At 37.3% G+C, this 24,150-nt stretch carries 24 protein-coding genes; 9 read left to right on the top strand and 15 right to left on the bottom strand.

Annotated elements, in window-relative coordinates; translation table 11 throughout:
- Nucleotides 1-16: 16 nt before the first annotated feature.
- Nucleotides 17-1,270, bottom strand: coding sequence for a Bcr/CflA family multidrug efflux MFS transporter (locus SHI21_RS06225; protein WP_323575416.1), 1,254 nt, complete (start codon nucleotides 1,268-1,270; stop codon nucleotides 17-19).
- 88 nt (nucleotides 1,271-1,358) lie between these two features.
- On the opposite strand from SHI21_RS06225, the gene SHI21_RS06220 reads away from it, so the two are divergent.
- The 3 genes from SHI21_RS06220 to SHI21_RS06210 are packed head-to-tail and all read left to right on the top strand — an operon-like array spanning nucleotide 1,359 to nucleotide 3,061.
- Entirely contained in the window at nucleotides 1,359-2,240 is an 882-nt protein-coding gene (locus tag SHI21_RS06220) for an EamA family transporter (protein ID WP_323575415.1), read from the top strand.
- A gap of 48 nt (nucleotides 2,241-2,288) precedes the next feature.
- Nucleotides 2,289-2,657 (top strand): hypothetical protein, encoded by a 369-nt coding sequence (locus tag SHI21_RS06215; protein WP_323575414.1) that lies wholly within the window; start codon nucleotides 2,289-2,291, stop codon nucleotides 2,655-2,657.
- Complete coding sequence (locus tag SHI21_RS06210; protein WP_323575413.1) at nucleotides 2,654-3,061, top strand: hypothetical protein; 408 nt, start codon at nucleotides 2,654-2,656, stop codon at nucleotides 3,059-3,061. The genes SHI21_RS06215 and SHI21_RS06210 overlap by 4 nt, the downstream gene beginning before the upstream one ends.
- Here SHI21_RS06210 and SHI21_RS06205 read toward each other — a convergent pair.
- From SHI21_RS06205 to SHI21_RS06190, 4 genes are read right to left on the bottom strand one after another with little or no spacing between them, the layout of a single operon-like run.
- Nucleotides 3,058-3,444 carry a hypothetical protein gene (locus tag SHI21_RS06205; protein ID WP_323575412.1) on the bottom strand — a complete coding sequence of 129 codons (387 nt, stop codon included), beginning with the start codon at nucleotides 3,442-3,444 and terminating at the stop codon, nucleotides 3,058-3,060. The genes SHI21_RS06210 and SHI21_RS06205 overlap by 4 nt on opposite strands.
- Nucleotides 3,445-3,466: 22 nt before the next feature.
- The gene (locus tag SHI21_RS06200; protein ID WP_323575411.1) at nucleotides 3,467-4,591 is read right to left on the bottom strand and encodes an isoprenylcysteine carboxylmethyltransferase family protein; all 1,125 of its coding nucleotides are present in this window, start codon (nucleotides 4,589-4,591) and stop codon (nucleotides 3,467-3,469) included.
- A gap of 7 nt (nucleotides 4,592-4,598) precedes the next feature.
- Nucleotides 4,599-5,651, bottom strand: a complete 1,053-nt coding sequence (locus SHI21_RS06195) for a type III polyketide synthase (protein ID WP_323575410.1) — start codon at nucleotides 5,649-5,651, stop codon at nucleotides 4,599-4,601.
- An 11-nt stretch (nucleotides 5,652-5,662) separates the two neighbouring features.
- Nucleotides 5,663-6,847: an NAD(P)/FAD-dependent oxidoreductase gene (locus SHI21_RS06190; RefSeq protein ID WP_323575409.1), complete on the bottom strand. Its 1,185-nt coding sequence runs from the start codon at nucleotides 6,845-6,847 to the stop codon at nucleotides 5,663-5,665.
- Between the two features lie 99 nt (nucleotides 6,848-6,946).
- Between SHI21_RS06190 and SHI21_RS06185 the strand changes: the two genes are divergently transcribed.
- From SHI21_RS06185 to SHI21_RS06165, 5 genes are all read left to right on the top strand, one after another.
- The gene (locus tag SHI21_RS06185) at nucleotides 6,947-7,501 is read left to right on the top strand and encodes a helix-turn-helix transcriptional regulator (protein ID WP_323575408.1); all 555 of its coding nucleotides are present in this window, start codon (nucleotides 6,947-6,949) and stop codon (nucleotides 7,499-7,501) included.
- A 72-nt stretch (nucleotides 7,502-7,573) separates the two neighbouring features.
- Nucleotides 7,574-9,631 (top strand): RND transporter family protein, encoded by a 2,058-nt coding sequence (locus SHI21_RS06180; protein ID WP_323575407.1) that lies wholly within the window; start codon nucleotides 7,574-7,576, stop codon nucleotides 9,629-9,631.
- 95 nt (nucleotides 9,632-9,726) lie between these two features.
- Nucleotides 9,727-10,167, top strand: a complete 441-nt coding sequence (locus SHI21_RS06175; RefSeq protein ID WP_323575406.1) for a universal stress protein — start codon at nucleotides 9,727-9,729, stop codon at nucleotides 10,165-10,167.
- 11 nt (nucleotides 10,168-10,178) lie between these two features.
- The gene (locus SHI21_RS06170; RefSeq protein WP_323575405.1) at nucleotides 10,179-11,045 is read left to right on the top strand and encodes a universal stress protein; all 867 of its coding nucleotides are present in this window, start codon (nucleotides 10,179-10,181) and stop codon (nucleotides 11,043-11,045) included.
- 191 nt (nucleotides 11,046-11,236) lie between these two features.
- Entirely contained in the window at nucleotides 11,237-12,745 is a 1,509-nt protein-coding gene (locus SHI21_RS06165; RefSeq protein WP_323575404.1) for an MFS transporter, read from the top strand.
- A 37-nt stretch (nucleotides 12,746-12,782) separates the two neighbouring features.
- On the opposite strand, the gene SHI21_RS06160 is transcribed toward SHI21_RS06165, so the two are convergent.
- From SHI21_RS06160 to SHI21_RS06150, 3 genes are all read right to left on the bottom strand, one after another.
- Nucleotides 12,783-13,268 carry a hypothetical protein gene (locus tag SHI21_RS06160; protein ID WP_323575403.1) on the bottom strand — a complete coding sequence of 162 codons (486 nt, stop codon included), beginning with the start codon at nucleotides 13,266-13,268 and terminating at the stop codon, nucleotides 12,783-12,785.
- A gap of 208 nt (nucleotides 13,269-13,476) precedes the next feature.
- Entirely contained in the window at nucleotides 13,477-14,172 is a 696-nt protein-coding gene (locus tag SHI21_RS06155) for an SDR family NAD(P)-dependent oxidoreductase (protein WP_323575402.1), read from the bottom strand.
- A 9-nt stretch (nucleotides 14,173-14,181) separates the two neighbouring features.
- On the bottom strand, nucleotides 14,182-15,015 hold the full coding sequence (locus tag SHI21_RS06150; RefSeq protein ID WP_323575401.1) for a DNA/RNA non-specific endonuclease: 834 nt from the start codon (nucleotides 15,013-15,015) through the stop codon (nucleotides 14,182-14,184).
- Nucleotides 15,016-15,246: 231 nt separating this feature from the next.
- On the opposite strand from SHI21_RS06150, the gene SHI21_RS06145 reads away from it, so the two are divergent.
- On the top strand, nucleotides 15,247-16,032 hold the full coding sequence (locus SHI21_RS06145; protein ID WP_323575400.1) for an alpha/beta fold hydrolase: 786 nt from the start codon (nucleotides 15,247-15,249) through the stop codon (nucleotides 16,030-16,032).
- Here the strand turns inward: SHI21_RS06145 and SHI21_RS06140 are convergent, their stop codons facing one another.
- The 7 genes from SHI21_RS06140 to SHI21_RS06110 form a co-directional block, all read right to left on the bottom strand.
- Entirely contained in the window at nucleotides 16,033-16,743 is a 711-nt protein-coding gene (locus SHI21_RS06140) for a pseudouridine synthase (protein WP_323575399.1), read from the bottom strand.
- Between the two features lie 147 nt (nucleotides 16,744-16,890).
- On the bottom strand, nucleotides 16,891-19,227 hold the full coding sequence (locus tag SHI21_RS06135) for an ATP-dependent helicase C-terminal domain-containing protein (RefSeq protein ID WP_323575398.1): 2,337 nt from the start codon (nucleotides 19,225-19,227) through the stop codon (nucleotides 16,891-16,893).
- A 52-nt stretch (nucleotides 19,228-19,279) separates the two neighbouring features.
- The gene (locus tag SHI21_RS06130) at nucleotides 19,280-20,641 is read right to left on the bottom strand and encodes a TolC family protein (RefSeq protein ID WP_323575397.1); all 1,362 of its coding nucleotides are present in this window, start codon (nucleotides 20,639-20,641) and stop codon (nucleotides 19,280-19,282) included.
- Between the two features lie 12 nt (nucleotides 20,642-20,653).
- Entirely contained in the window at nucleotides 20,654-21,571 is a 918-nt protein-coding gene (locus tag SHI21_RS06125) for a hypothetical protein (protein ID WP_323575396.1), read from the bottom strand.
- Between the two features lie 106 nt (nucleotides 21,572-21,677).
- On the bottom strand, nucleotides 21,678-22,115 hold the full coding sequence (locus SHI21_RS06120; RefSeq protein ID WP_323575395.1) for a MarR family winged helix-turn-helix transcriptional regulator: 438 nt from the start codon (nucleotides 22,113-22,115) through the stop codon (nucleotides 21,678-21,680).
- Nucleotides 22,108-22,839 carry a hypothetical protein gene (locus tag SHI21_RS06115; RefSeq protein ID WP_323575394.1) on the bottom strand — a complete coding sequence of 244 codons (732 nt, stop codon included), beginning with the start codon at nucleotides 22,837-22,839 and terminating at the stop codon, nucleotides 22,108-22,110. Before SHI21_RS06115 ends, SHI21_RS06120 begins: the two co-directional genes overlap by 8 nt.
- Entirely contained in the window at nucleotides 22,839-24,149 is a 1,311-nt protein-coding gene (locus SHI21_RS06110; RefSeq protein ID WP_323575393.1) for a TolC family protein, read from the bottom strand. Before SHI21_RS06110 ends, SHI21_RS06115 begins: the two co-directional genes overlap by 1 nt.
- Nucleotide 24,150: the final 1 nt, after the last annotated feature.

Below are 24,150 nucleotides of genomic sequence, written 5' to 3'. Positions count from 1 at the left end.
ACTTGATCAGAGTAAGTTAGACTCCCGGCTCGGCTTCGCTTGGTATAACAATTGTTTTCTCTACTTCTCTTAATTGATTCCTATCACCAACTTGAGGTTTTAAAATCTGATAAGCAATAAGAGAAACTAATCCACAAGCTAAAATCGTTCCAGTCATCGGTGTTGCTGTTCCATTATGAAAATAACTTACCATAAACGATGAAGCTGAAGCTAAGCTCCACTGCATACATCCATATAGAGCTGATGCTGTCCCTGCACGATGTCCTTGAGAAGCAAGTGCACCAGCAAGTGCATTCGGTCCTACGAAATTAAGTGTCGCTAAAAATAAAAAGATGGGAATTAAAAGCATTGAGACTTGTGAACTAATTTGAGGAGAAATAAAAACAATTGTAGCAGCAACTGCTGCGACTCTTACTGACCAACGCAAGATCATATCAGAATCAAAACGTTTTAATAAACGTCTGTTGATTTGTGATGCGGCCATAAGTCCCAAAGCATTCATTCCAAAAATCCATCCGTAGTGTTCCTTAGGAATATTGTAAAGCTCAATAAAGACGAATGGTGAACCTGCAATATAAGCAAACATCCCTGCACGAATCGCAGTATCAGGAATTAGGTAACCAACAAATGATCTTTCACGAAACAACTGTCCATATGAAGTCAGCATTGATTTTATACTAAGGTTAGAAGATTTTTGCTTAATAGTTTCTGGAAGAAATAAGTAAATGCATGCAAGGCAAACAATGTTTGATACCGCAAGTAATCCGAAGATAGCTCTCCATCCTAAAAGCTGATTGACGAATCCACCGATTGAAGGAGCTAGGATCGGAGCAAGTCCCATGATCAATGCCATAGATGATAAAAAGTCGGCCACTTTTTTTGATTCAAATAAATCTCTAATGACTGCGCGAGTGATAACCATTCCTGCACATCCACCAAGAGCTTGAAGAACCCTTAACACAATAAAAGTTTCAATATTAGGAGCAAACGCGCAACCAATCGTGGCGATTAAATAAAGAAACATACCTGCAAGTAGTGGCCTTTTTCTACCGAACCGATCCGACAATGGCCCATAGAAAAGTTGTCCTACCGCCATACCAATAAAAAAGGCCGACATAGACAATTCTACTTTATCAATTGATGTCAGAAATTCTGCTTGAATGTCACTAAAGGCCGGAAGATACATGTCAATAGATAATGGATCGAATGCAGTGAGTGCACCTAAGAGAACTATTAAACCTTTACCATCAGTGAATGATTTATTTTTCATGAGGGTACTATATATTTTTATCAAGACTGTGTCTTTAAGCTTAACTTTAAATTGCAGAGCTCTGAAGAAATTCATATACTCAGACTCAATGAAGAATCTTAAAGACTCAACAATATTTCCTGTCATCCTTATCATCCTATCGATGATCTCGCTTGTCTCAGGAGCGTCACTCGCGAAACAACTTTTTTCAGCGATTGGGGCCGAAAGTACTTCTGTCATTCGTTTAGGTGTGGCCGCACTTTTCTTAACAATGATCTGGAGACCTTGGCGCACGAAACTTAATAGAGGGCAGTTAAAAATAATTGCTATCTATGGTATTTGTTTGGGTGTCATGAATTTTCTTTTCTACATGGCGATAGCGCGTCTTCCACTTGGAATTGCCATCGCAATAGAATTCATTGGACCTCTCTCTGTCGCTATTTATTTATCAAGAAAAGCTTACGACTTTCTTTGGGCAATGCTCGCGATTGCTGGAATTGTCTTAATTCTTCCATTGTCTGATGTTCAAGAGTCCATAGATATTATTGGAGTTATTTACGCTCTTGGAGCTGCTGCTGCATGGGCGCTTTATGTTATTCAAGGGAAAAAAGCAGCAAGTGCTACTCACTCAGGTGTTGTTACATCTCTAGGAATGACTGCAGGTTTTATTGCAGTATTTCCATTTGGTGCAACTAATATCCCCATGGTCTTTTCCAGTTCAACTTTAATCCTCACTGCTATTGGTGTGGGAATTTTATCAAGTGCAATTCCCTATTCATTAGAAATGATTGCATTAAGAAAAGTTGAATCTAAACATTTTGGACTTTTAATGAGTATGGAACCTGCCATCGGTGCCGTGGCTGGTTATTTTTATCTGAACGAGCAATTAACCACACTACAGCTTCTTGCGATCTTCTGTATCATTGCTGCCTCAGTGGGAAGTACCATTACGGCCTCTAAGTCAAAAATCGTAGAAATTATTAATCCTTAAGACATTGTTGATTACATAATTTTAAGATTTGTATTAGTATCTTTAATTATGAAAGTTTTCCTGATCAAATTAACGGCATTTTATCTGTCGTGCCTGCTTTGTTATACACTCCAGACTTCTCTTGGTTTTTCTCCTGTATTATCAGCGGCGCTTATTGGTTTTATTGGAAGTTTTTATTGGTTTTCAAGCAAAGTTGAAAGATCCGGGATCCATGCAGTTATTTATGCGGGCTCTTTTGCAGGCATGGCCTCTCCTGAATACCTTTCTGGTTTCGGCCATATTTTTATTATATCGTTAGTTGGAACAAGTCTTTATCTTTGGAGTAAGCCTCACTTAAGTGGATTTGGTGGAAAACTTGGAACCGTCGCTTTCATCTCAACCATGTTGATGATGATTATCCTGAGGAACTTAAAATGACGTTAATACTTACGCTTATTGTTTCTCAAACAGCAGCACAGTTAACTCACGCACTGGCACTAACAAAACACTTCGGAAGTGTGAGAGCTTCTTCTTTCCTGACTTTACTTTTTATTGGCCTCACTTCTTTTTTTGCCTTTCCTATTATCCCTACTCTCCATGCGGTATTTCTTGGTTCTTCTTTTATCGGAATGACTGACCCAACAAGACTTTCTAGATTACAAATATTTTTATCCAGTCTAATTTTCAGTTTTATTTTTAGTTTTATGGTTGTTTATTTGAAAGGTGCTGGCGGCGTCCTGGGATTTTCGGCCTTCATGTCTTGCCTAATTGTTCACTTTATCTGGTGGCTAGGTACTAAGCAGCGACTAAAGTTCAGAAGACCGAATCAACATTCCCTTTAGTCTTTTCCTATAAAGTCATTAAGCACTTTTTTCATTGCCGCATGTAACATGATGAAGTCTGCATCGTGATTCAAGTGATGTAAATATCTACTCGTAAGATTTGGATTAGAGTTATCAAAAATAAAATCTATCTGATTTCTAATACACACAAAATCTTCCATTGAAACATCTTCAGAGTCATCAGTAAAAGCATCAATCTCAGCAATCAATGCAGAAAATGGATGCAGCCAGGTAAATTTATTATCCTGAGTAAGCATTAAAAGAAATTCAAATGGAGCAATCTTTCTTTGAAAGTACTCTTCTGCCTCTCTCCTCTCATTTTCAAGAAATCGTTTATGCACATCTTTAAGCTTGTTATTTAATTCTTGTATTTTTTGTCTCATATTCAATCCTCATAATGAATAATTATTGTAATGTTATCGAGAACTTCAAGTCAAAAAGATCCCTTACTTTAGCGATGATAATACTAGGATCAGGTAGACCAAGCTCCTTTAATCCTAAAGCAGTTTTCCCGTAAATCCAAAATTTTCCATTTTTAACTTCTACAACATAAGATACTTTTTTGAGAATTTGCTTATCTTTAATAAAGAAGATCATCTCAACTTGATGTTCTCCCTCTGACAATGTCACTTTCTCATTAATAACAATTTTAATTTGAGGATACTTATCAGTTTCTAAAATAGAATTAAACATCTTTTGATTTCTGGAATCGACATCTGTATCAAGAGTATTACTTTCAATAATGGTTTCCAAATGCTCAATAACTTTTCCATTTAAATGATACTTCACTGTAATATCTTTTGCATAACCATCGAAGGTCGAATTAATCATTCCAAACTTTGTGCTCGTACTTTCAAAATTGATATAATTTTCTGATTTTTTTGCTTCTTTATAATCTTTGAATTGATAATGAATTTCTTCTGCACTTAACGGAAGATTAATAGTCAATAGTAAGATTAAAAAGTATGGTATCATTCTGCTAACGCCTTTAAAAATTTCTTTGTAATTGGTATTTTTACTTAAATTTTCTTCTTCAATCTTGATACGTCGATATAAAACAAATCCATTTAAGATAGAAAAAGCAAATAGTGTATAGTAAGAACTTAAGAGTAAAGGGATGAATATAAATTCAAATACCACAATTAAATAATTGGGATGTCGGATATATTTGTAAAGACCATCACTCACAATTTTTTGTTGTGGGATAGATAAAACTTTAATTGTCCAAAACCTCTTTAGCTTCTCCATTGAGTAAAATCTTACGACCAGACAAATACCCAAGACAAGATAAATAAACATTGCGAATAAATCAGATTGAAGATGCTTTCTCAAGTTCGCCTCAATTAATAATGAGATAAACCAAAATGAATGGAAAATTTTCATAAAGACAGCTTCTTTAGGATTCACTTCGACGACCTTATAATTTTTCTTTAGCCATTCTTCATTGCTTTTACTCATAAGCATTTCACTTACCCGCTGTAATAAGTAAAACAAAATAATAATATTCAGAATAACTGTCTCTTTAACCATTTTATCCCTACACTTTTTTGATCAGGCACATTTCAGAACAAAATGCGGGCCCCATTGCAAGCATGAGTCCTAGTTCGTTTGGAGCTCTGTTATCTTCAATCGTTTTCTCCAGAACATGTAGTACTGAAACTGAAGACATATTTCCCTTATCTTTCAAACTAGTCCAACTGTGTCTGAACTCTTCTGATGATCGGTCAGAAATTTCACTGATCTTATCAAGAACTTTTGGCCCCCCCGGGTGAGAAACCATAAACCCGACATCACTTAGTGTGATTTTATTCCCTGAAAGAAACTCTGTAATATTCGGCTTCACATTTTCTGCGACAATCTTAGGAACATCACCACTTAAAACAATTTGAAAACCTGAAGAAACGATATCCCATCCCATGATTCTTTCTGTGTTTGGATAAAAGAAACTTTCTCCGCTTAAAATTTTGAATTGCCCTTTTTTAGCTAATGGATGTTCATCACCTAAGATCAAAACTGCGGCCGATCCATCGGCAAAAAGACTTGTACCAACTAGATTGGCCACACTCTTATCTTGAAACTGAAAAGTGAGCGAACACAATTCAGTTGCCAGCAATAGTGCTGCTTCTGTGGGATGGCCTTTTAGATAATCATTAACTCTGTTTATCCCTGCGACGCCACCAAGACATCCTAAACCAAAAATTGGAAGTCTTTTTGTATTTGGTTTGAAGGCTATTTTATTCATTAAGCGAGCTTCAAGTGTTGGGATTGCAAGACCTGTAACAGTCGTTGTCGTAATTAAACTTATATCTGAAGGCAGAAGCCCTGCTTTTTTTAGAAGATTATTAATATTGTTAGTCTGTAATTCAACTGCGACTTCTAACCACTTACTAGAACGATCCCCAATATCTCCAAGATTTTTATAATCGGCCAAAGGAATGGCCAGGTGTCTTCCTTTTACCTGAGAAGATTGATGAAACTGATCAACATGCTTTCTCTTATCCGGCCAGATACTTCCGATCTCATTGCTAATTTCATCTTGTGAAACATAATTTTCAGGAAAGCTGGTCACAACTGAATGAATAGTACCCATAAATTCGCCTCTTATGCTTTTAGCATTTTGATGAAACCCGTAAGCGGGCCATGTATATTTCCGATGATTCCGATAAAATGGTTTGCTCTTTTTTGTGATTTTTTTAAAAATACTGCTGTTAAATTAACTAACAATGGTCTTTTGATTAAAAATTGAAAGAAATTATTTAGAATATTCTTTTGAAAACTTAGATTATTTTTTTTGCGTTTATAAAGCGCAAGAGCATGATTCATATTTTCAGACTGCTCAATGCTCTCTTTTAATAATTTGCTTGTTAAAAGAGCATTATAAATTCCTTCTCCCGTAAGAGGGTCTATAAAGCCAGCTGCATCCCCCACATAAGCAAGCCCATTTCCAGCAATATAAAGGTTTTTATTCTTCAAACTAGTAACTACCTTTATCTCGGTATTATCATCAACAGGATCAAACATTTGATTTAAACGAATTGAGCTTGCCAGAACTTCATTGATGATATTTTGCGGAGTGTTTTTTTTTAATCTTTTTGAATCACAAACAACTGAAAAATTTACTTCGTCATCACTAATTGGATCAAGGCCACAATATCTATTTTCATTTAAGATATGCATCTCTCCGAGCCTTTGCCCACGATCAACTTTTCGAGATAAATAACAATGGATGGCCGCTCTCTTAGTATCAATGAATTTTAAATGTTTTAAAGTATGTCCAATTTTAGACTGACGTCCATCTGCTGCTATTAACAAGTCAAATTCGTAATTTTCCTCATTAGCGATAACAGTCCATTTTTGATTTGTATTTTGGACGACTCTTGTTACGGTCGTATCCTTCAGCAATACAGCACCTGTCTCAAGTGCCAGACCCAAAAGCCTTTGATCAAAAATTTTACGATTAAGTGACAAACCTTTATTCACTTTTTTCTTATCGGTTTGGGGGAAATAACTAGGTATAGAAATATTCGTAGGTGATACAAGAACCATACCGTTAAGTTCTTCGAAGCCTGCACATAACCGATCAAAAAGGTTGAGCTCTTCAAGTAACCTTACTCCCTCAGGGCATAAGTACTCGCCACAAACCTTACGTTCGACCTCTTTTTTACGCTCAAATAAAGTAACAGCGTGGCCTTGTGAAGCAAGAAAATAAGCACTCATAGATCCTGCTGGCCCAGCGCCAACGATCCCAATCTTAAGTTTATTATTCTCTAATTTCGCCAATGACATGTAGACTCCCTATAGTCATAATATTGCTACAGATAGCAATAATAAGTCGATCCTATATATGTGATAGTTCCATGGAATTAAGAGGTTAAAAAAAATAATATGACAAACCTGCAAGAGAATAAAATAAAGATTATCACATTCATTATATTACTTTGTGTGAGTATCTTCACATTGGTCGATATTATTGTAGATATGAAGGAAGGCGTTCCTCTTAATCATCTTATTCATGAAGCTGCTATCTGGTTATTTTCAATGGCCGGTGCCTACTATCAATTTAGAATTATAACGTGGCAAAAAAATGAGATGGATGGGTACCAGGAAAAGATCCAGGAACTCGATTATACGAACCGTAAACTTAAACTTGAACAAGAAGATTTCCAAAAAAAGATCTCGCACTTATCTTCAGAATTTTTGGTGAATATAGACGAGCAGTTTAATAAGTGGTCATTTAGTCGTGGGGAAAAGGAGATTGCCCTCCTCCTTATTAAGGGATTAGCAATGAAAGAGATTGCTGATATCCGTGGATCAAATGAGAATACAGTCAGACAACAAGCAAGCCAGATTTACAAAAAAAGCTCACTTGGTGGAAGAATGGAGTTAAGTGCATTCTTTTTAGACGATCTGCTCGCTCTATCTAAATTACCCGGAAAATAATTTTAAAAACAATATAGTTATTCATATACAATCATGAGGAGATGGAATTTTCCATATAATCAAGATTGTATTATGAAAAAAATAAGTCCTTTAAAATTATGCTTTTTAATTTTACTCATTCCAACTCTCTTACTTTTTGTATGGACTAAAGATTTAGTTCAAAACAATAAAGAATATCTTTTTTTAAATAAGGACTTAAAACAAAGCTATGATCATTTCGTTGAGACCTTTGGACATGATGATCAACTTCTTCTAGAAATCCCTAAACTCAATTCTGACAACAATCAGACACTCCAAGAAAAGGTTTTAGCGACAACTGGTAAGCTTAGTGCCCATAACATTGTTTCATGGACAACCCCAGCAGATACAACCCGCAAGAAGCTTCCAAGTGAATGGTTACAATTCTATGATGAACATCCAGAAATGGATTTTAAACTTACGACTAAGGATAGCTTATTTCTCGTCGTACAGGTTCCTAACATTAACGATAAAGAGCAAATTCTTTTTTATAAAGATATGCTTAATCTCCCTTTTTCAATCAACATGGCAGGAATGGGTTATACAAATTACCACCTGAATGCCATGGGGGAAACTATCCAGACAAAACTCTTTCCTTTGCTCTTCATACTCACTTTGCTGGCCTCTTTCTACTATTACCGGAACTGGGAGATCACCCTTTTTGTTTTTATTAACTCTCTTTTTGCTACGATGATAGGTCTAGCTGTTTTAAAAATTGGTTATGGTGAAGCTAATATTCTCACAACATCTGTTCCACTAATTAACTTTGTAACAACTCAGTCTTTGAGCATTCATATCATCAGCGGTTTATTCACTTATCAAACCATTGGCCTGACTTATAAAAGAAAACTCACTCCAATGCTCTTAATGGTTTCAAGTACGATTGTTGGTTTTTTCTCCTTAATTACAAGTGATATTATCGCTGTTAAGCAATTCGCGATTACTTCCTCACTCACTCTTTTAATTACGACAGTTTTTTTCATGATTACCTGGAGATTTATTTTAAAAGATGCTCGTTTTGATAAGAAAATAATGACTCCTCTTAATCTTTTATATTCACCTAAATTTGTTACAAGACCAATGGTTTATATCTTTTCCATTATCTGTCTGTTGCTTGCGGTCTATGCTTACCCCAGATTAACGACAACGGTTGAGGCCTTATATTTTTTCCCTAAAGATCATCAGCTGGTCACTTCGTTCAATCGCATAGAATCTAGTCTTGGGGGAACTCCTAAGTTAGACGTTATTTTTACAAAACCTGATAAGGCCGATTTTGAACAGACCGATCTGATAAAAATGAACAATATTCAGGAGCATTTAAAAAATGAGCTGCTTCACCGATTCCCTAAAGTTCAATTCATTTCTCCTGCAAGTTTAATTAAAAATGCAAATTATGCTTACACTGGAGAGAAGAAAATACCTGAGAGTTCACTCGCGGCCAGTGCAGTGTTGTCTCAAGTCCCAGCTTCACTAAAGAGCGGCTACTCAGAAACTGATCAATATCACTTAACTATTTTAAACCCAACTATACCAACCGAAGAATATGACAAAATGCTTACGACTGTTGACCAGGTTTTAAAACAGACATCAAATGAGTATAAATTTTCTTTCAATGGATTAAATTATACGTTAATGCAGTCACAGCAAAATCTGGTCCACTCTCTTTTGATCAGCCTGGGATTAAGTATCGCTTTAGTTTGCTTAATTGTTGGAGTCAGCTTTCGTGATTTTAAAAAGCTATCTCATTTCATCGTTTCTAATACGCCACCAATTACATTAACAATCGCTGTTTTATACTTTACGCATACGGCATTAAATATCTCGACCATAAAAACTTTTAGTATTTCTTTTGGGATGATTTTCGATAGTACTATTCACTTACTTTACAATTATAAAAGACCTAACTTGGACTCTAATATTTTTCAGCAGGCCGTATTAAATCCTATTTATCTAAGTTCTTTTGTTACCATAGGGTCATTTATTATTTTTGGCTTCCATGATTTCGTGCCCATCAAACAATTTGGTCTACTACTGGCGTTCCTTCTTACATTAGGACTCTTCTTTGACGTATTGTTACTACCCATCTTAGAAAAAGGAAAAACTGCAAAATAATTTTATCTTGATGATAAATTAAATGCTTTAGTGATAAAAATCATATTTAATTTTTTATATATGAGTATTATGAAAATGCTCATTGAGGATTAAATATGAAAAACTATGTACTGTGCACAACTCTCGACAACGAATGCTTAAATACACTTCAAAAGATTCGTCATCAAGTTGATTTAAAACATACAATGGTACATATCGTGACAGTAGTGAAACTCAATATCTATCAAATTGATCTTAGTCCTTATATTTACCCTACAGAAATTCAATATGCGAATCTGGAACTGAAGGCCATCGAAATAATGAAAAAGCTGGGTGAATCTCTCAACATTGATAGTAGTCAAATTATCTATCAATGCTTTTTTGAATATAATAAAAAAGAAACAATTAAGACATATTTGGAAAAAATAAATGCTGATCTCGTTGTCGTTGCAACTAGAGGCAAATATGGCATTCCAGGGTTATTTTCCAGTTCGTTTGCCGATTTTCTCTGTAAATTCTCTCCTTGCGATATTCTTGTTATGAGACCGACAAAATAAAGGAAAATTATATGAAAATATTATGGGCGTTTGATCCTTTTCAAAAAAATAAAAAATTAAATATTTCAGGTAAAAAAATCCTTGAGACCTTATTCCACTCTAAAAAAGACTCTATCGAAGTTGCCTACGTGGCATCGAAGGCCGAAGCAGAACTAACAACTGCATTCAATGTTCCCGAAGGTATTCGTTACTCTCTCTATCCTAAGAAAGTAATCAATGCTCAACTTAAAAAATTAAAGATGAGAGAGACTCCCGTTGATATTATCTCTTCAAAAAAAATATCTTTATCATCTATGATCAAAGAATTTGTAAAATACACTAAAGACCAAAAAGTCGATTTAGTCGTAATGGCCTCGAACGGAAAAGATTTGCTCCCACGCCTTATCTTTGGAAGTTTCTGTGAGACACTCATTCATTCTTCTGAATGCGATTTACTTATCTATCATCAGAAAACAAAGTTCATTGCCTCTAAATCTGCAAAAAAAATTCTTTATGCTCACGACTTTACTGATAAAGGAGACTTGGGGTTAAAAAGAGTTATTGAGTATGCAAAAAAATGGAATGCACAAATCACAGTTCTTCACATTCCAATGTTTCTTTCAGATATGACTTATGAACAATTTAAAGCAATCACTGAAAAGCGTGCTCTTGAAATTGAAAACAGTATAAAAAAAGAGAACTGCCCTTATGAGATGATTATTAACTATGAAGTAAAACCAGTTCATAAAATCATTCTTGGAGTGGCCAATAAAATAAATGCAGATCTTATCGCCGTCAGTGCCCAGGCCAGCAAGTTTACGGCACTTCTTGGAGGAAGTACGACCAGACAAATTCTTCGAGAGTCTAAACTCCCTTCCCTCATTTTAAAGGTGAAATAGAAGGCATCCTGTTTGCAACAATTATCAAAAATGACTTCTCAAACGCTGTGAGAAGACCCCTCGCTATTTCTCATAAAAAAACAATGGATACATCTCACAAAAAACAGCACAAACGTCGCACGTAAAAATACTGCTGGAATGATACATACACTTCGATTAACTTTAAGCATTACCACAAAATCGAGAATGTTATGTTTGCTAATAAAAAGTCACTTTATGTTTTATGTGCGGCCTCAGGAGTATGTTCTTTAATCATGCTTGATACCAATGTCGTAGCAGTTTCACTCCCTGCTATTTCAAAAGCATTAGGTGCCTCTTTCCGCGATCTGGAATGGGTTATCAGTTCATACATATTAACGTTTGCCATCTTCCTCATGCCAGCTGGTGCGATCTCAGATAACTATGGAAGAAAAAGATCTGTCATGCTCGGACTTGTATTCTTTCTACTCGCTTCACTCGTTTGCGGATTCGCTCCAACTGTTACAATTTTAAATATAGGAAGGGCCGCAAAAGGAATTGGCGCTGCTTTCTTATTAATTGGATCTCTGGCAATCATTGGAAAAGAATTCTCTGATCCAAGAGAGCGTGCAAAAGCATGGGGAATCTGGGGAAGCACACTTGGTCTAACAATCACACTCTCCCCTGTTATTGGTGGAATCATTACAACTTACCTGGGATGGAGATGGGCATTCTTTATAAATGTCCCCGCAGTTCTTATCTTACTCGCAGCGATCAACCACTACGTGACTGAATCATCAGATCCCGATGCCGATAAACTGGATATCCCGGGATTAATCACTTTTACCTTCGCTTTATTTTTCTTAAGCTGGTTTCTCATTGATGCAAGTGAAGTAAAAATAACAACGCCCACGATGTTGCTAAGACTTCTTGGAGGTCTCATCTTTTTTGGTCTTTTCATCTACGCCGAAAAAAAACAAAAACGAGGAATGCTGGACTTATCATTATTCAAAAATAAATTCTTCATCGGCTCAGTCTGCTCGATGCTCGCCTACGCTCTTAGTGCTCAGGTCATGATGAATTACATTCCACTTTATTTACAGAATGTTTTCTCACTCACTCCACTTGCAGCAGGATTGCATATGCTTCCTTTTGCCATAGCGATGATCATCTTTCCTAAATTCAGTTTATATCTCAATGAAAAATTCACTCAAGGACAAGTTCTGGCCATCGGACTGCTAACAGTTTCAATCGGTGACTTACTGGGATTCTTTCTCGTTACATCTAACTCCTACCCACTCGTTGCTTGTGCCTTAATTATCATGGGTGCAGGCGCTGGAATGCTCAACGGTGAGACAACCAAAGCGATCATGGGTTCAGTTCCCTTCAATCGTTCCGGCATGGCCTCAGGAATCAGCACGACCACTCGTTTCACCGGAATTTTATTTGGAGTAAGTGGTTTAGGTGGAATTCTCTCTATTGTGACTAATGCATCTTTTAATTTTGAATTAAAGAAGAATCAAATAAGAACTCCCATAAATCCAGAATTCATCAAGTCTATTCTCTCTGGTGATCTACCAAAGGCCATGACTAAAATTGATATGAATACTCAGAAGGATTTACTTGAAAGCGGTCTGCGAGCATTTTCAAATGGATTCTCAACTGTCCTCTTAACCGGATCAGTAATTTCCTTTTGTTTTGCTATTGTGATTTATATTCTGATGAATCCGAAAAAAAGATAAAAAAAAAGGCCCCCAAAGGGGCCTTTTAATATTTGAATTACATTCTTTGAAGTTCTTTTAAAACCGCTGGAGCTTGGTCCAGGTTTAACTTAGCTCTAAGGATTAACTTAATAGCGTCAGCTTGCTTAAGTTTCCCTTGTGACATTTTTTCGCAAAGAACTGGCTCGATAGGGTCAGTAATTGCGTAAACACTTTTGTGTTGTGGCCATAAGTTTTCTTCAGCGTTTGCTCCACCAGCACATAGAGGAATTAAGTGATCGATTTTGAAATCTAATCTCTTCATAGTTCTGATTTCGTATCCGAAAAGTGTATCGTATTTAGCGATGATAGAATTCTTTGTGTAAGTATCAACATCACGTTCACAGTAAGCAATTTGCTCTGGGTAACGGTGTTCTGTAGGAGTTGTGCAAAGTTTACCAGGAGTCTGAGTAAGATCCGGGTTCTTTGGAAAACGATTCGCACCAGCGAATGCAACGTTAACAAGGAGAAGAGAGATCAGGGAAAGTTTTAAAAGATTTTTCACAAGTGTTCCTAATGTTGTTAATTAGGCAAACTTATACCGATGTCATTTTATTCTGTCCTCATAAAAAATTAGGATGCGTTGTCCAGATTATATAAAAATAAATAATCTCAAATACTTAGGCATAAGTATTTTCTTTAACTTTATGAAATCTAGTCCAAAAGAAGGCCAAAATGAGGAGTGTGATCCCGATTCACGCCACATTTTCGATCTACCAGTTAACCGTTTGGTTTTGATAATCGAGAAATCTCATTCCTGGACTTTGATTACTTAAAATCGTGTCGATAATCCCACTCGTACTGGTCTTCACATCTAGTGTGGCCTCAGGTCCACCCATATCTGTTTTTACCCACCCAGGAGAGATGGCAAACAAACTTCTCTGTCCACCTTTTCTGGCAGCGTAACTTCTCATCAAAGTATTTAGGGCCGCTTTACTTGCACGATAGATCTCATAAGACCCATAAGTATTATCGCTCACACTTCCCAGTCCTGATGACATGACTCCGATTGATCCCGTCTCAGTGACTAATTCATCAAGAGCTTCAATCACCTTTAATGGACTAAGTGCATTTGTCACCATCACTCTATGAAACTCTTCGGTGCTCGTCTGACCTGCTGTTTCGGAAGGGTCATTGGCAATACCGGCATTCACAAATAAAATATCTAACTTAGTATCGACAAGATTTTTTTGCAGGTTATGAATTGAGTCTGCTTCATTGATATCGACTTGCTCAATTCTAAGGTTATCGTTTTTTTGGTTGGCATAAATTCGAAGAGCAGACTTTGGATCATTCTTTCTTTCAGTTGCAATCACATTCCATCCTCTTGAAATTAACTCTTGAACTAACCCAAGTCCTAATCCTCTTGAAGCTCCAACGATCAATGCTGTTTTTGAATTTTTTGTCATACATACTCCTTATTTACAGTCTGCTTCTTTCCATTCATTTAAGCTTGCAGGGACGCGCATTTTTCCACTCTGCAGCTCTGGGAAATCTTGAGTAAAAGCAATACCTGTAGCTTTCTCTATATTATTCATTGGGACCATGCGCTCTTTCAAAACATTCCCTTTATCTGTTTGATGATACAAAAATGCGATCATTTTCTTAGGTGCGGTTTCATCAATAACAATCTTGAAAAAATCCTGAGGGATTTCTAATCCACTTTTTAATGTAGGAAGATTATCCGCTAATACCGGCCCTGTGATCACAGTGACTTTTTCCTCTCCACAGGCCCACTTCCTTACCTGATCTTCCAGTCTCTTCCATGCATCACGATTAAGTCCCGGCGTTTGAGGGGCCATATTCGACATCACAAAAGTCATATTATTGGCATCCTGATTCCACGCAAAGTCCGCCGATGGAGCAAGATGACCTCTATCGTAACCCGAACGATTGTATTCGGACGTCACAACATAAGGGAGATCCTTATCAACCAGATATGGATCTGGAACAAACTTATTTTTTCTCTCGGCCGATTTGCTTCTTAACTGCTCCGCTGCCAGTTGGTAAGTCACGTATTCGGGTAAGCGTCTTTTTAAATTATAAGCGATTTTAAAATACTGATGATCAATCATGATCACATCTGCAGAAGGCTTAGTTACAGCAATGGGCCTTACGACCTTTTCCTTAACCTTTATAACGGCTTCTTTTTTTACTTTAACCTGAGGTTCTGAAACGACGACTGGCGAGCGTGTGGCACAACCAGAGATCAAAAGCGTACTAAGAACAATAAGAATGTAAGATTTTTTCATGAGATTATTTTATGATGTAATTTGAGATAAATACAATCGGAATTACAGTGAGAGGTGCGACTATCTAGGTATCTTAACAATAGGATCACATAAGTCAGGTTGCTTAACTTTCTTACATCTCTATTCATCGCCTTAGGGGCCCTCCAATATTAATTTTTCATTTCCTCTATAAATAAACTCGCAACTTTCAAGGCACTAGAATAAAATCTTTATATAACCCGAGACAATTTTATGGAAGTGTTGAAGAGAAATAATGTAAAAGTATTTGGTAAAGGCAGACCCATCATTTTTGCTCATGGGTACGGTCTCGATCAACATATGTGGCAACACATAACTCCTGCTTTTGCTGACAATCACCAAATCATCCTCTTCGATCATGTTGGTGCAGGGAACTCTGATATCTCTTCATACGATCGAACAAAATACAATTCCCTTCATGGATACGCTGCTGATGTTTTAGAAATTTGTGAAACATTAAAACTGGAAAAACCAATCTTTGTTGGTCACTCAGTGAGTGCAATGATTGGAATTCTTGCGGCCATTCAAAAACCACACCTCTTTGAAAAAATCGTTCTGATCGGCCCCTCTGCTTGTTATTTAAACAGAGATGGATATGTGGGAGGATTTAATCAGGAAGATGTTGAAGAACTACTCACTTCTATTGATGATAATTATTTGAATTGGGCCACAACTATGGCGCCGGCCTTAATGAGAAATGCGGATCATCCAGAACTCGCTTTAGAACTCGCTAAAACTTTCTGCAAAGTGAAACCTGAGATTGCTTCGCACTTTGCCCGAGTGACATTTTTAACTGACAACCGCTCTCATCTTAATAAAGTGAAAGTACCTACTTTAATAATTCAGGCCTCAGACGATCTGGTTGCACCGGTGAATGTTGGTCAGTTTATTAAAGATAATATTTCAGATAGTATGATGGTTACACTAAAGGCGACAGGACACTTTCCTAGTATTAGTGCTCCCGCAGAAACGATTCGCGCGATTAAAACTTTTATTTAGTTATTGAGTTAAAATTTTAACTTCAGCTGCACTTAACTCTCTCCACTCACTTTTTTGCAAATCACCGAGAGTAATAATACCTAACTGAACTCTGATTAATCTTAAAACATCAATATTTTCACTTTCAAGCATTTTTCTAATCTGACGATTACGCCCTTCAGTTAATTGAACTTCAATCCATCCATTTTTTTCACCTGAACGAATGAGTTGGAAACTCGCAGGCAAGGTTTTTTTTCCTTCGAGCATGATACCGGCAGAAAGCTTTTTTAAAACCTCTTCATCCGGAATCGGAGAGGCCTGTACGTGATAGGTCTTTGTGACGTGAGTTTTTGGGTCCATTAATTTATTGGCCCATACATGATCATTAGTAAATAAAAGCAGACCTTCACTTGCCTGATCTAATCTACCAACTGCCTGAACCAATGGACCACTCCATTCGCTCAGGCATTCATACACCGTAGCGCGATTTTTTTCATCAGAACGACTGACAATCAGGCCTCTTGGTTTATTTAAAACCAGGTAATGCTTTTTTTGTTCAACAGCTTTCTGTCCTTTGATTTCAATAGTAGATCGGTGATCAAAATACGCGAGAGGAACCTTGCAAATCTGGCCGTTAACGATGACTTGCCCTTCTAAAATAGCAATCGCCGCTTCTTTTCGACTAAGAAGTCCGCGTTTGGAGATAATTCGCTCAAGCTCGAGTTTTGCCATAGGGAGATGAATATACAAGAAAAGTTACAGTTCTTCATCTGTGGCCATGTAAAAAGTTCACTCTCAGTTCAATATATGTCTCGGGATAAGTATAGTCGGTCAACTTGATCTGGACTAAGAATTGTATTGGCCCTGCTTGCGGGGCCTTTACTTTACATTCTTTAAAAGCAGGATTGGTTTAGCGTTTTTTGGGTCCAGCGCCCAGTGATGTCTTGGATAATCTCTTTTTAATTCCCCATATAATTCTTTATAGGTCTTTTCCCAGAAACTCATTAAATCCATCGTGACTTGCAATGCTCTCTTGTGTGGGCCTAAAAGATGAATTTTTATTTTCTCTTTTCCTTTCAAAATGCTTGGAACACTCGCTAGACCATAAAAATCTTGAATATAAGACTCACAATGGATTCCATTGGTCACATCGTAATTAATTGTCACTTTTCTTTTATCATTCAACTGCAGACTCAAAGGAAGATCGACTTCCAGATCATAGGCCTGATCTGTATTGAGATAATTAAATACCTCAAGGACAAAAGCATCCAGAATAGTTTCTAAATTATAAGAGCTATCACCTAAAAGATACTCAACCTGATTTTTAAACCACGGTGCGATTTCAAAATCATCAATCTTATTTTCTGAGTACTTTTCAAAAACCTGTAGTCTTTTAAAAGTGTCACTTTCAAACTTGGCCTTAAATGATGGCAGCAGTTTCCTGGCCACAAACTCGACAATATCTGGAGTGAGTTTATTGTTAGTAATTTTCTCTTTGGATAAAACGATCGCACCAATACGACTGACTTGCTCAACCGAGAGCCTGAAATTGTCAGTATCAAAGTCTATTTGTTTGGAGTCTTCTATCGGAAAAAAAGGCAGGTCATAAAGCCAGTCTTCTTCTATCGGCAGCATTCTTGTCACTTGATTTCGATTGTCCAGATCAAGAATAATCCAGAGTGCATGATTAGGGTCAATATCACCTGATAACTTAGGTGAAACGGCATACGTTTCTCCACTCATGTGAATCAGCTGATGATTTTTTAGTTTTGCGATCTGATCAATATAACCATAGAGAATGATCTTTTCAAAATCAATATCCACACCTTTAGGATTGGGTTTGAAAAAATTCTTCACAAGAGTTTTAAAACGGTAACTAGATTTTGGTTCAATCAGGTCGGCCAGGTAATTGACAACATTATTAAATGATCTCTCATTACCTTTTGAGGCCTCATCTAAAATCTTTGAAATTCTTGGATGAAAAGGAAAGCGCGATAAACGTTTTGCAGCCGCATTAGGTTTACCTTCTTCAAACAACCCTATTTCTTCCAGGTACTTTTTTGATTTTATAACTTCTGACTCTTTTAAAGGGGCCAGGAATGTAAAATCCTCAATCCCACGATTGAAAATATCTGCAGTCGTAATCATCAACTCACTTAAGTCCACGCGGTTGATTTCCGGCGTATCGAATTGATCGCGCCCTTGGTAATCAAACTCAGAGTAAAGCCTGAAGGCAAGACCTGCATCTTCTCTCGAAGCTCTATTGGCCCTTTGAATCGCCGATGATTGACTGATCTTTCTTAGTTCAACAAATGGCAGCCTGGTGACTGGATTTAATTTATTAATTTTGTGAAGGCCGGAATCGATAACCGTTCTCACTCCGGGAATCGTCACTGAACTCTCAGCAATATTAGTCGAGAGAATAATTTTTTTCTTAGATAGGTCATAATACTCATCAGTAATATCGACCCCACCGACTTCACCGTGAAGAATGATCACTTCAAAATTAAAATTATTTTGAATGATCTCTTCGCACTTTTTAATTTCAAACATCCCTGGAAGGAATATCAGAACATGGCCAGGACGATTGATGACCGAAGATAAAGCATTATAAACTTTTCTCTCCAACGGATCTTTTAAAACCAAAGTGTCATTCGGAAGATAGTCTAACTTTAAAGTATGTTTGGATTCGTTTAACTCAAGGGTCTTTGCTTTTCCCTGCAATAAAACATCAAGCTCCGTCAGATTGATGGTGGCCGACATGATAATGATTTTTAAGTTGGGATTCGTTTCTTTAATTTTTAAGAGAAAGCTTAAAGCGACATCAGTGTAATAATGCCTTTCGTGAAACTCATCCAGAATGATCACATCGCAATCGCTAAGTTTAGGATCAGAAGCAAGGATTCTTAAAAAAGTTCCTTCCGTTAGAAACACAATCTGAGTCTTATCAGAGGCCACGCGTTCATACTTGAAAATATGCCCTACTGACTGCCCAGGCACTTCTCCCAGACTTCTGGCCACAAAAGTAGAGGCCAGCTTAGCAGCAAGCTTACGAGGCTCCAGGACATAAATTTTCTTTTGGTATTTTTCTTTTAAAAACAGAGGAACGCGCGTGGTTTTACCCGATCCTGGAGTTGATTTAATAACTAGGAAATCCACCACATCTAGTGAATCTAAAATCTTGTCTTTAATGGAATCGATAGGAAAAGAGTGCATAAGGAATTGTAGAACATAATATGAGGTTCCACCAGTTGGTGGAACCAATTAATTATTTACAAATATCGTCTAGAGTTGTGGTGCTTTCTTTTGGATCTTTTTTAAACCATTTTTTATCGTTGCTCGTTTCGAAACTAGTGTCAAAAGACTTATCGCTGCTCTTGCATCCAACAACTTTTGCAAAGTCACCGTCAATTACCAGGCGCTGAAGCGTCAGGCGTTGCATTTTTAAATCAAGATCATTTTTGATATTGTTGACATAAGAAGCTGTTAATTGAGTCTGAGTTAAAAACAATGTCTGAAGTGGGATTAATCCAATCGCGTATTGTTTCTTTTGTGCTTCATAAACTTTTAAGCGGTCTCTTAGTGCGTTTGCCGTTAAGTCTTTTTGAGATTTAACTTCAACAATTCTTCCAGAGATGATTTCGGCCGTTTTTTCGTTTTCTTCTCTTAACTGATCTTCACGTAACTGAATGGCAGCGATATTATTGTTCCCGATTTTTACGTTAACAAAAGTGTCTGCACCGATAGTGAATCCACCACCAGCTTTAAGGCCACTGAATGCTGAAGAGCCATCAGTTGACGATCCTGAAACCGTTGCTGATGAGATAAAACCAAAAACCTTGGCAAACTTACCGGCCTTAGCTGCTTTAATTAAAAATCCGATTTGCGACATTTCTGGAGCGACATCAAGAGATCTTTGAGCAATTTCACTTGCTGATTTTAATTCGAAATCAGTTGGAGCAAGCTCAACTAATTTTACGTCGTATAGAGCACCTAATGGCAGACCTAATAAAGTTCTTAAAGCTGCACGCTCTTCAATCAGAAGCTCCTGAAGTTTAGAAACCTGAATCTTAGACTCTTCCCACTGAGCAGCGGCCATATTTAAATCTTCAGTTGTCACGTTTCCTAGAACAGACGCTTGTCTCTTTAAGCTTTGGTATAAAAGCCCAAGAGTTGTCGATTGCTCAGAGTAGATTTGTTGAACCTGGATATCATTTAAATAAGTGTAATAAAGAGAAAGGGCATTACTTAGAATATTAAGCTGAAGAGCTTTGTACGCTAATCGGTCTGCTTCTAATAAAGCTTTCTCTTGTTTTAAGACTGCCCAGTTAGAAGGGATTAAAAAAGGAAAAAGAAATGAAACTTGAGCAAGTAAAAAAGTTGGGTTCGCTAAAGCAGGAATTAACAATCCGAGATTAAGCGAAGGAAGAAGTTTAGCTCTTGCCATGCTCACGTCTAGTTTTGATTTCTCAACATTGTTTAGGGCCTGAAGCAAAGTCATATTGCTTGAAAACATCTGAGTTCTAATAGACTCAGGAGTAATAATAAACGTTTTCGTTTCAGCAGCAAAGCTAAGTGTGCTGCTAAAAAGAATCATCGTTATAATAAATGTCGATAGGATCTTTTTCATGTGAATCCTCTCTTAGTTCTTAGCGTTCAGGTGAATTTTAACAGTCGTGATCTTCGTCATGATATCGCAATCCCAACCATAGTTCCCGGCACCATTATCAAACTTCACGCAGCTCAGGTTAGCACGCGCTGGAGTTCCTCTTTGGTCAGTTGGATCATGTCCAACCAGAGTTCCCATTTTGTCGTCGAGAATAGCATTTGAGAAGTTAAGTTCGAAATCAGTAAAGTCACAGTTCACGTTGACCTGACGAACCGGAGAAAATAATTTGTAAAAATTTTGCTCTGGTAAAATATCGCGATTAACGAAACTTAGTCTGAAAGGAGCGTTAGCGCCGCCAACAGTATACTCACCTTCGTACACAAGATTTAAGCGTCTGATTTGTTCCATACGTGTCCCGGTAATTTCCAGAGCACTTGTATTTTTTGGTGGAGCATTTTTATAAAGAGTTAATTGAGCACCAAATTCTGGTTGCCCTTTAACTTCGATTGAACCAATCCAGCTGTTACCAGAAACTTGTCCGATGACTGAAAGCTTAGAGATGGCCCCACCGTTTTGCGTGATAGGAATAGTTACCTGAAAGTCTCCAGTGACATCATCATAATAACCGTTATCAAAAACAACTTCAGTGTTAGTTAAACTTCTAAAGCTTAACGATCCACTTACGATAGCATTTTGTTGGCTTGAAACATTTCCAGAGCTAGCAGCGATATCTGTTCTCGCCTGGAATTTTAAATCGATGGCACCAAGATTTGTTCCATCTAATCTCGAGACGGCCACACCTGAGTATGATCCTGAGATTGAAGTGATTCTTGCAAGGCTTTCTTGAAGTTGATCTCTGCGGTAATCATCCATGTTTTTGTCTTTTGAACATCCAACCATGGCAGCTAATGAACATAGTCCAAGAACTGTAATAAGCTTTGAAACTTTCATAATTTTTCCCTCGAAAACTTGTTTACCTTAAGTACTAAGAGCAGAGCGCATTGTAAATATTCCAGGAGCAAATATTATGTTGTCACTGCCAGGTAACTTATCGTTATTACTGTTTAAATATTTCTAAATGATTTCGAAGCACTTCTAATCCTAAAATAGCGGCTTCGCGGTCTTTTTTATCCAAAGCTTCAAGCTTCACAGTCAGTCTTCCACGAGCGCTGGCGGTAATCTTCTCATAGAGTTTTTTACCATTGGCCGTTAAAGATAAAACTTTATTCCTGCGGTCATCTTCATTTACGATTTTCTTTATTAATTTTTCCTGCACCAATAAATCAATCATGCGAGAGACGGCCGCTTCACTCACTCCTAGTTTTTCACCAAGCTCTTTATTGTTACAAACACCTTGTCTTACATTCGCCAGCATTCGAAACTGAGTGATGGTTAATTCCCCACGCTCTTTTCTCATGTCCTGTCTGATAGACTGCATAGTCTTTGGAACAACTTCCATGATTAGTTCTGCAAGGTATGATTCTGGTTTATTCAAAGTCCACTCCCAGCGCTAAGCTCAGTGTCGACATCGTATTCTCTGCCACTCTACCCGTCGCGATCACAACACCTACGTTTCCTGCAAGATGAAGTGGTGTCCATGAGAAGATTCTCTTAACTGGAAAAACGAAGTTTGCTTTTCCCATTAATTGATAACCTAATTCTGAAAGTGAATTGTTATAAATACTTTGTTCAGCAGTTAAATAAATGGGAGCGATACCTGCTCCGGCCGTCATGATGACTGAGTCTTCAAAAGCGCGGAAGATATTAAAGTTTTGGAAAACATTTAATTGATAGACATTAATTTCCTGAGAAAATTCTCCACGAGGTCCAATTTTAGTTGTGCGCTCGTATTGTTGCCATTGAGCTCCGAACTCCAGGTTTCCTTTCACTCCCAGAATTTTGTTGTCATTTTTTCTAGAAGCTCCAATCCCTACGAAGTTCTGAGAAAAATCAGGTGCTCCACCAGTTAAAGCAGGGAGACTGAACGTTAAATCAGTGAAAAGGATTTCAGCGTGCCAGTAGTTGGCCGAAGCTTTTTCTTCTTCGATAATTGGTGCCGTACTATTTTCTTCACCGATGACGATTTGAGGCGCGTTCTTTTGAACCTGATATGTTTTATCTAACATAACAGGTGCTGTTCTTTTCTTTATTTTAGACTTTGGTGCCGCAAAGGCACTTGATGCAAAAACAGCAGCGATTAAGATAATAATCTTTTTCATTATAGAACCTTGTCATTAGTTAAAATATTGACCAGCACACTTAATGGCTGTCCGGTTGCAACAAAGTAATTCGAGTAAGCAATGATGTTTTGGTACTTCAATAAATCAAGACTCGTCTTTGCCTGCAATGCCGCTTGCTGAACTGTTAAGAACTGCAGGAAATCAATTTGAGATAATCTATAAATACGTGTGGCCTCTGCCTGAGACTCTTCAGCTAGTTTTACCGCTAGTGTTGAAGAGACAAGAGATGCTTCGCTCGATTGAAGATTTTTAAAACTTGAAACTTGTTTTAGAGATAAATCATTTTCCAAATTTCGCTTGCTGATTTTTAACTGTGAGCCTTGAGACTCAAGGATTTGTTTTTCACTAAAAGATGAAAGACCAGAAAAAAGTGGAATCGTTAATTGCAGCTGAATCGCCCATGCATTTGAGTAATCAGAAAACAAGTCTGGTTTTTTATAATTGCTATAAATGTAATCCCCGATCAGTCTCACTGTCGGGTACTCTTTTCCAAGAGTCACTGAGCGAGTGTAACCTAGCTGGTCTAATTGAAGTTGGTTGACGTCGTATTCAGGAAGAACATAATTTTTCAGGTCGATATACTTTTGAACGTCTTTTAAAAGAAGTGCTTTTAGTTGCCCTTTGATATTGAAGCCTGAGTGCTCTTTTTGTCCCATGAAGTTTGCCAGCTGTTGCCCGGCAATTTCAAATTGGTTTTTGGCCTGATCAACTTGTGGTTGGATTAAAGCAAGTTGAGTTTTAACCTGGAGAATATCCAGCATCTGCCCTCTACCTGAGTTGTAGCGCTGATTAGTCGTCGTAAGGGCCTTTTGCATGATCTCCTGATTCTTCATAAGATTTTCAAGAGTCTGTTGATTCAAAATAAAACGGTAGAAAGAATCAATTACATTCTGAGTAAGGTTACGCTCAGCAATTTCTAACTGCTTTAACTGAATTTTTTTATCATAGTCGGCTTCAGTCACTGCATCTAAAGCACCGTACTGATAAATCGTCTGAACAAGTTTTACATCACTCGAATAGAAATTGTATGGATCACCATCAAAACGTGGTGAACCTGTATAGATGGCATCTTTTTGATAAATACCTGCAAGGTTCCAGCTTAAATTAGGAAACAAGGGGGATCTTGCCAGCGTTTTTTGGGCATCAGCTTGATTCAGTCTTTCTTGAATCAAAAGAATCGAAGGATTATTTTTCTTGGCGATCTCAACCACACTTTTTAAATCAAGAGTCTCTTGTGAAAAAGTGCTCATTGAAACAACTAATGTAATTAATGTTAAAATTCTTTTCATA

Source organism: Bacteriovorax sp. PP10, from assembly GCF_035013165.1.
In the GTDB taxonomy this organism is placed as follows: domain Bacteria; phylum Bdellovibrionota; class Bacteriovoracia; order Bacteriovoracales; family Bacteriovoracaceae; genus Bacteriovorax; species Bacteriovorax antarcticus.
This window is presented reverse-complemented; position numbering and strand designations above follow the sequence as displayed.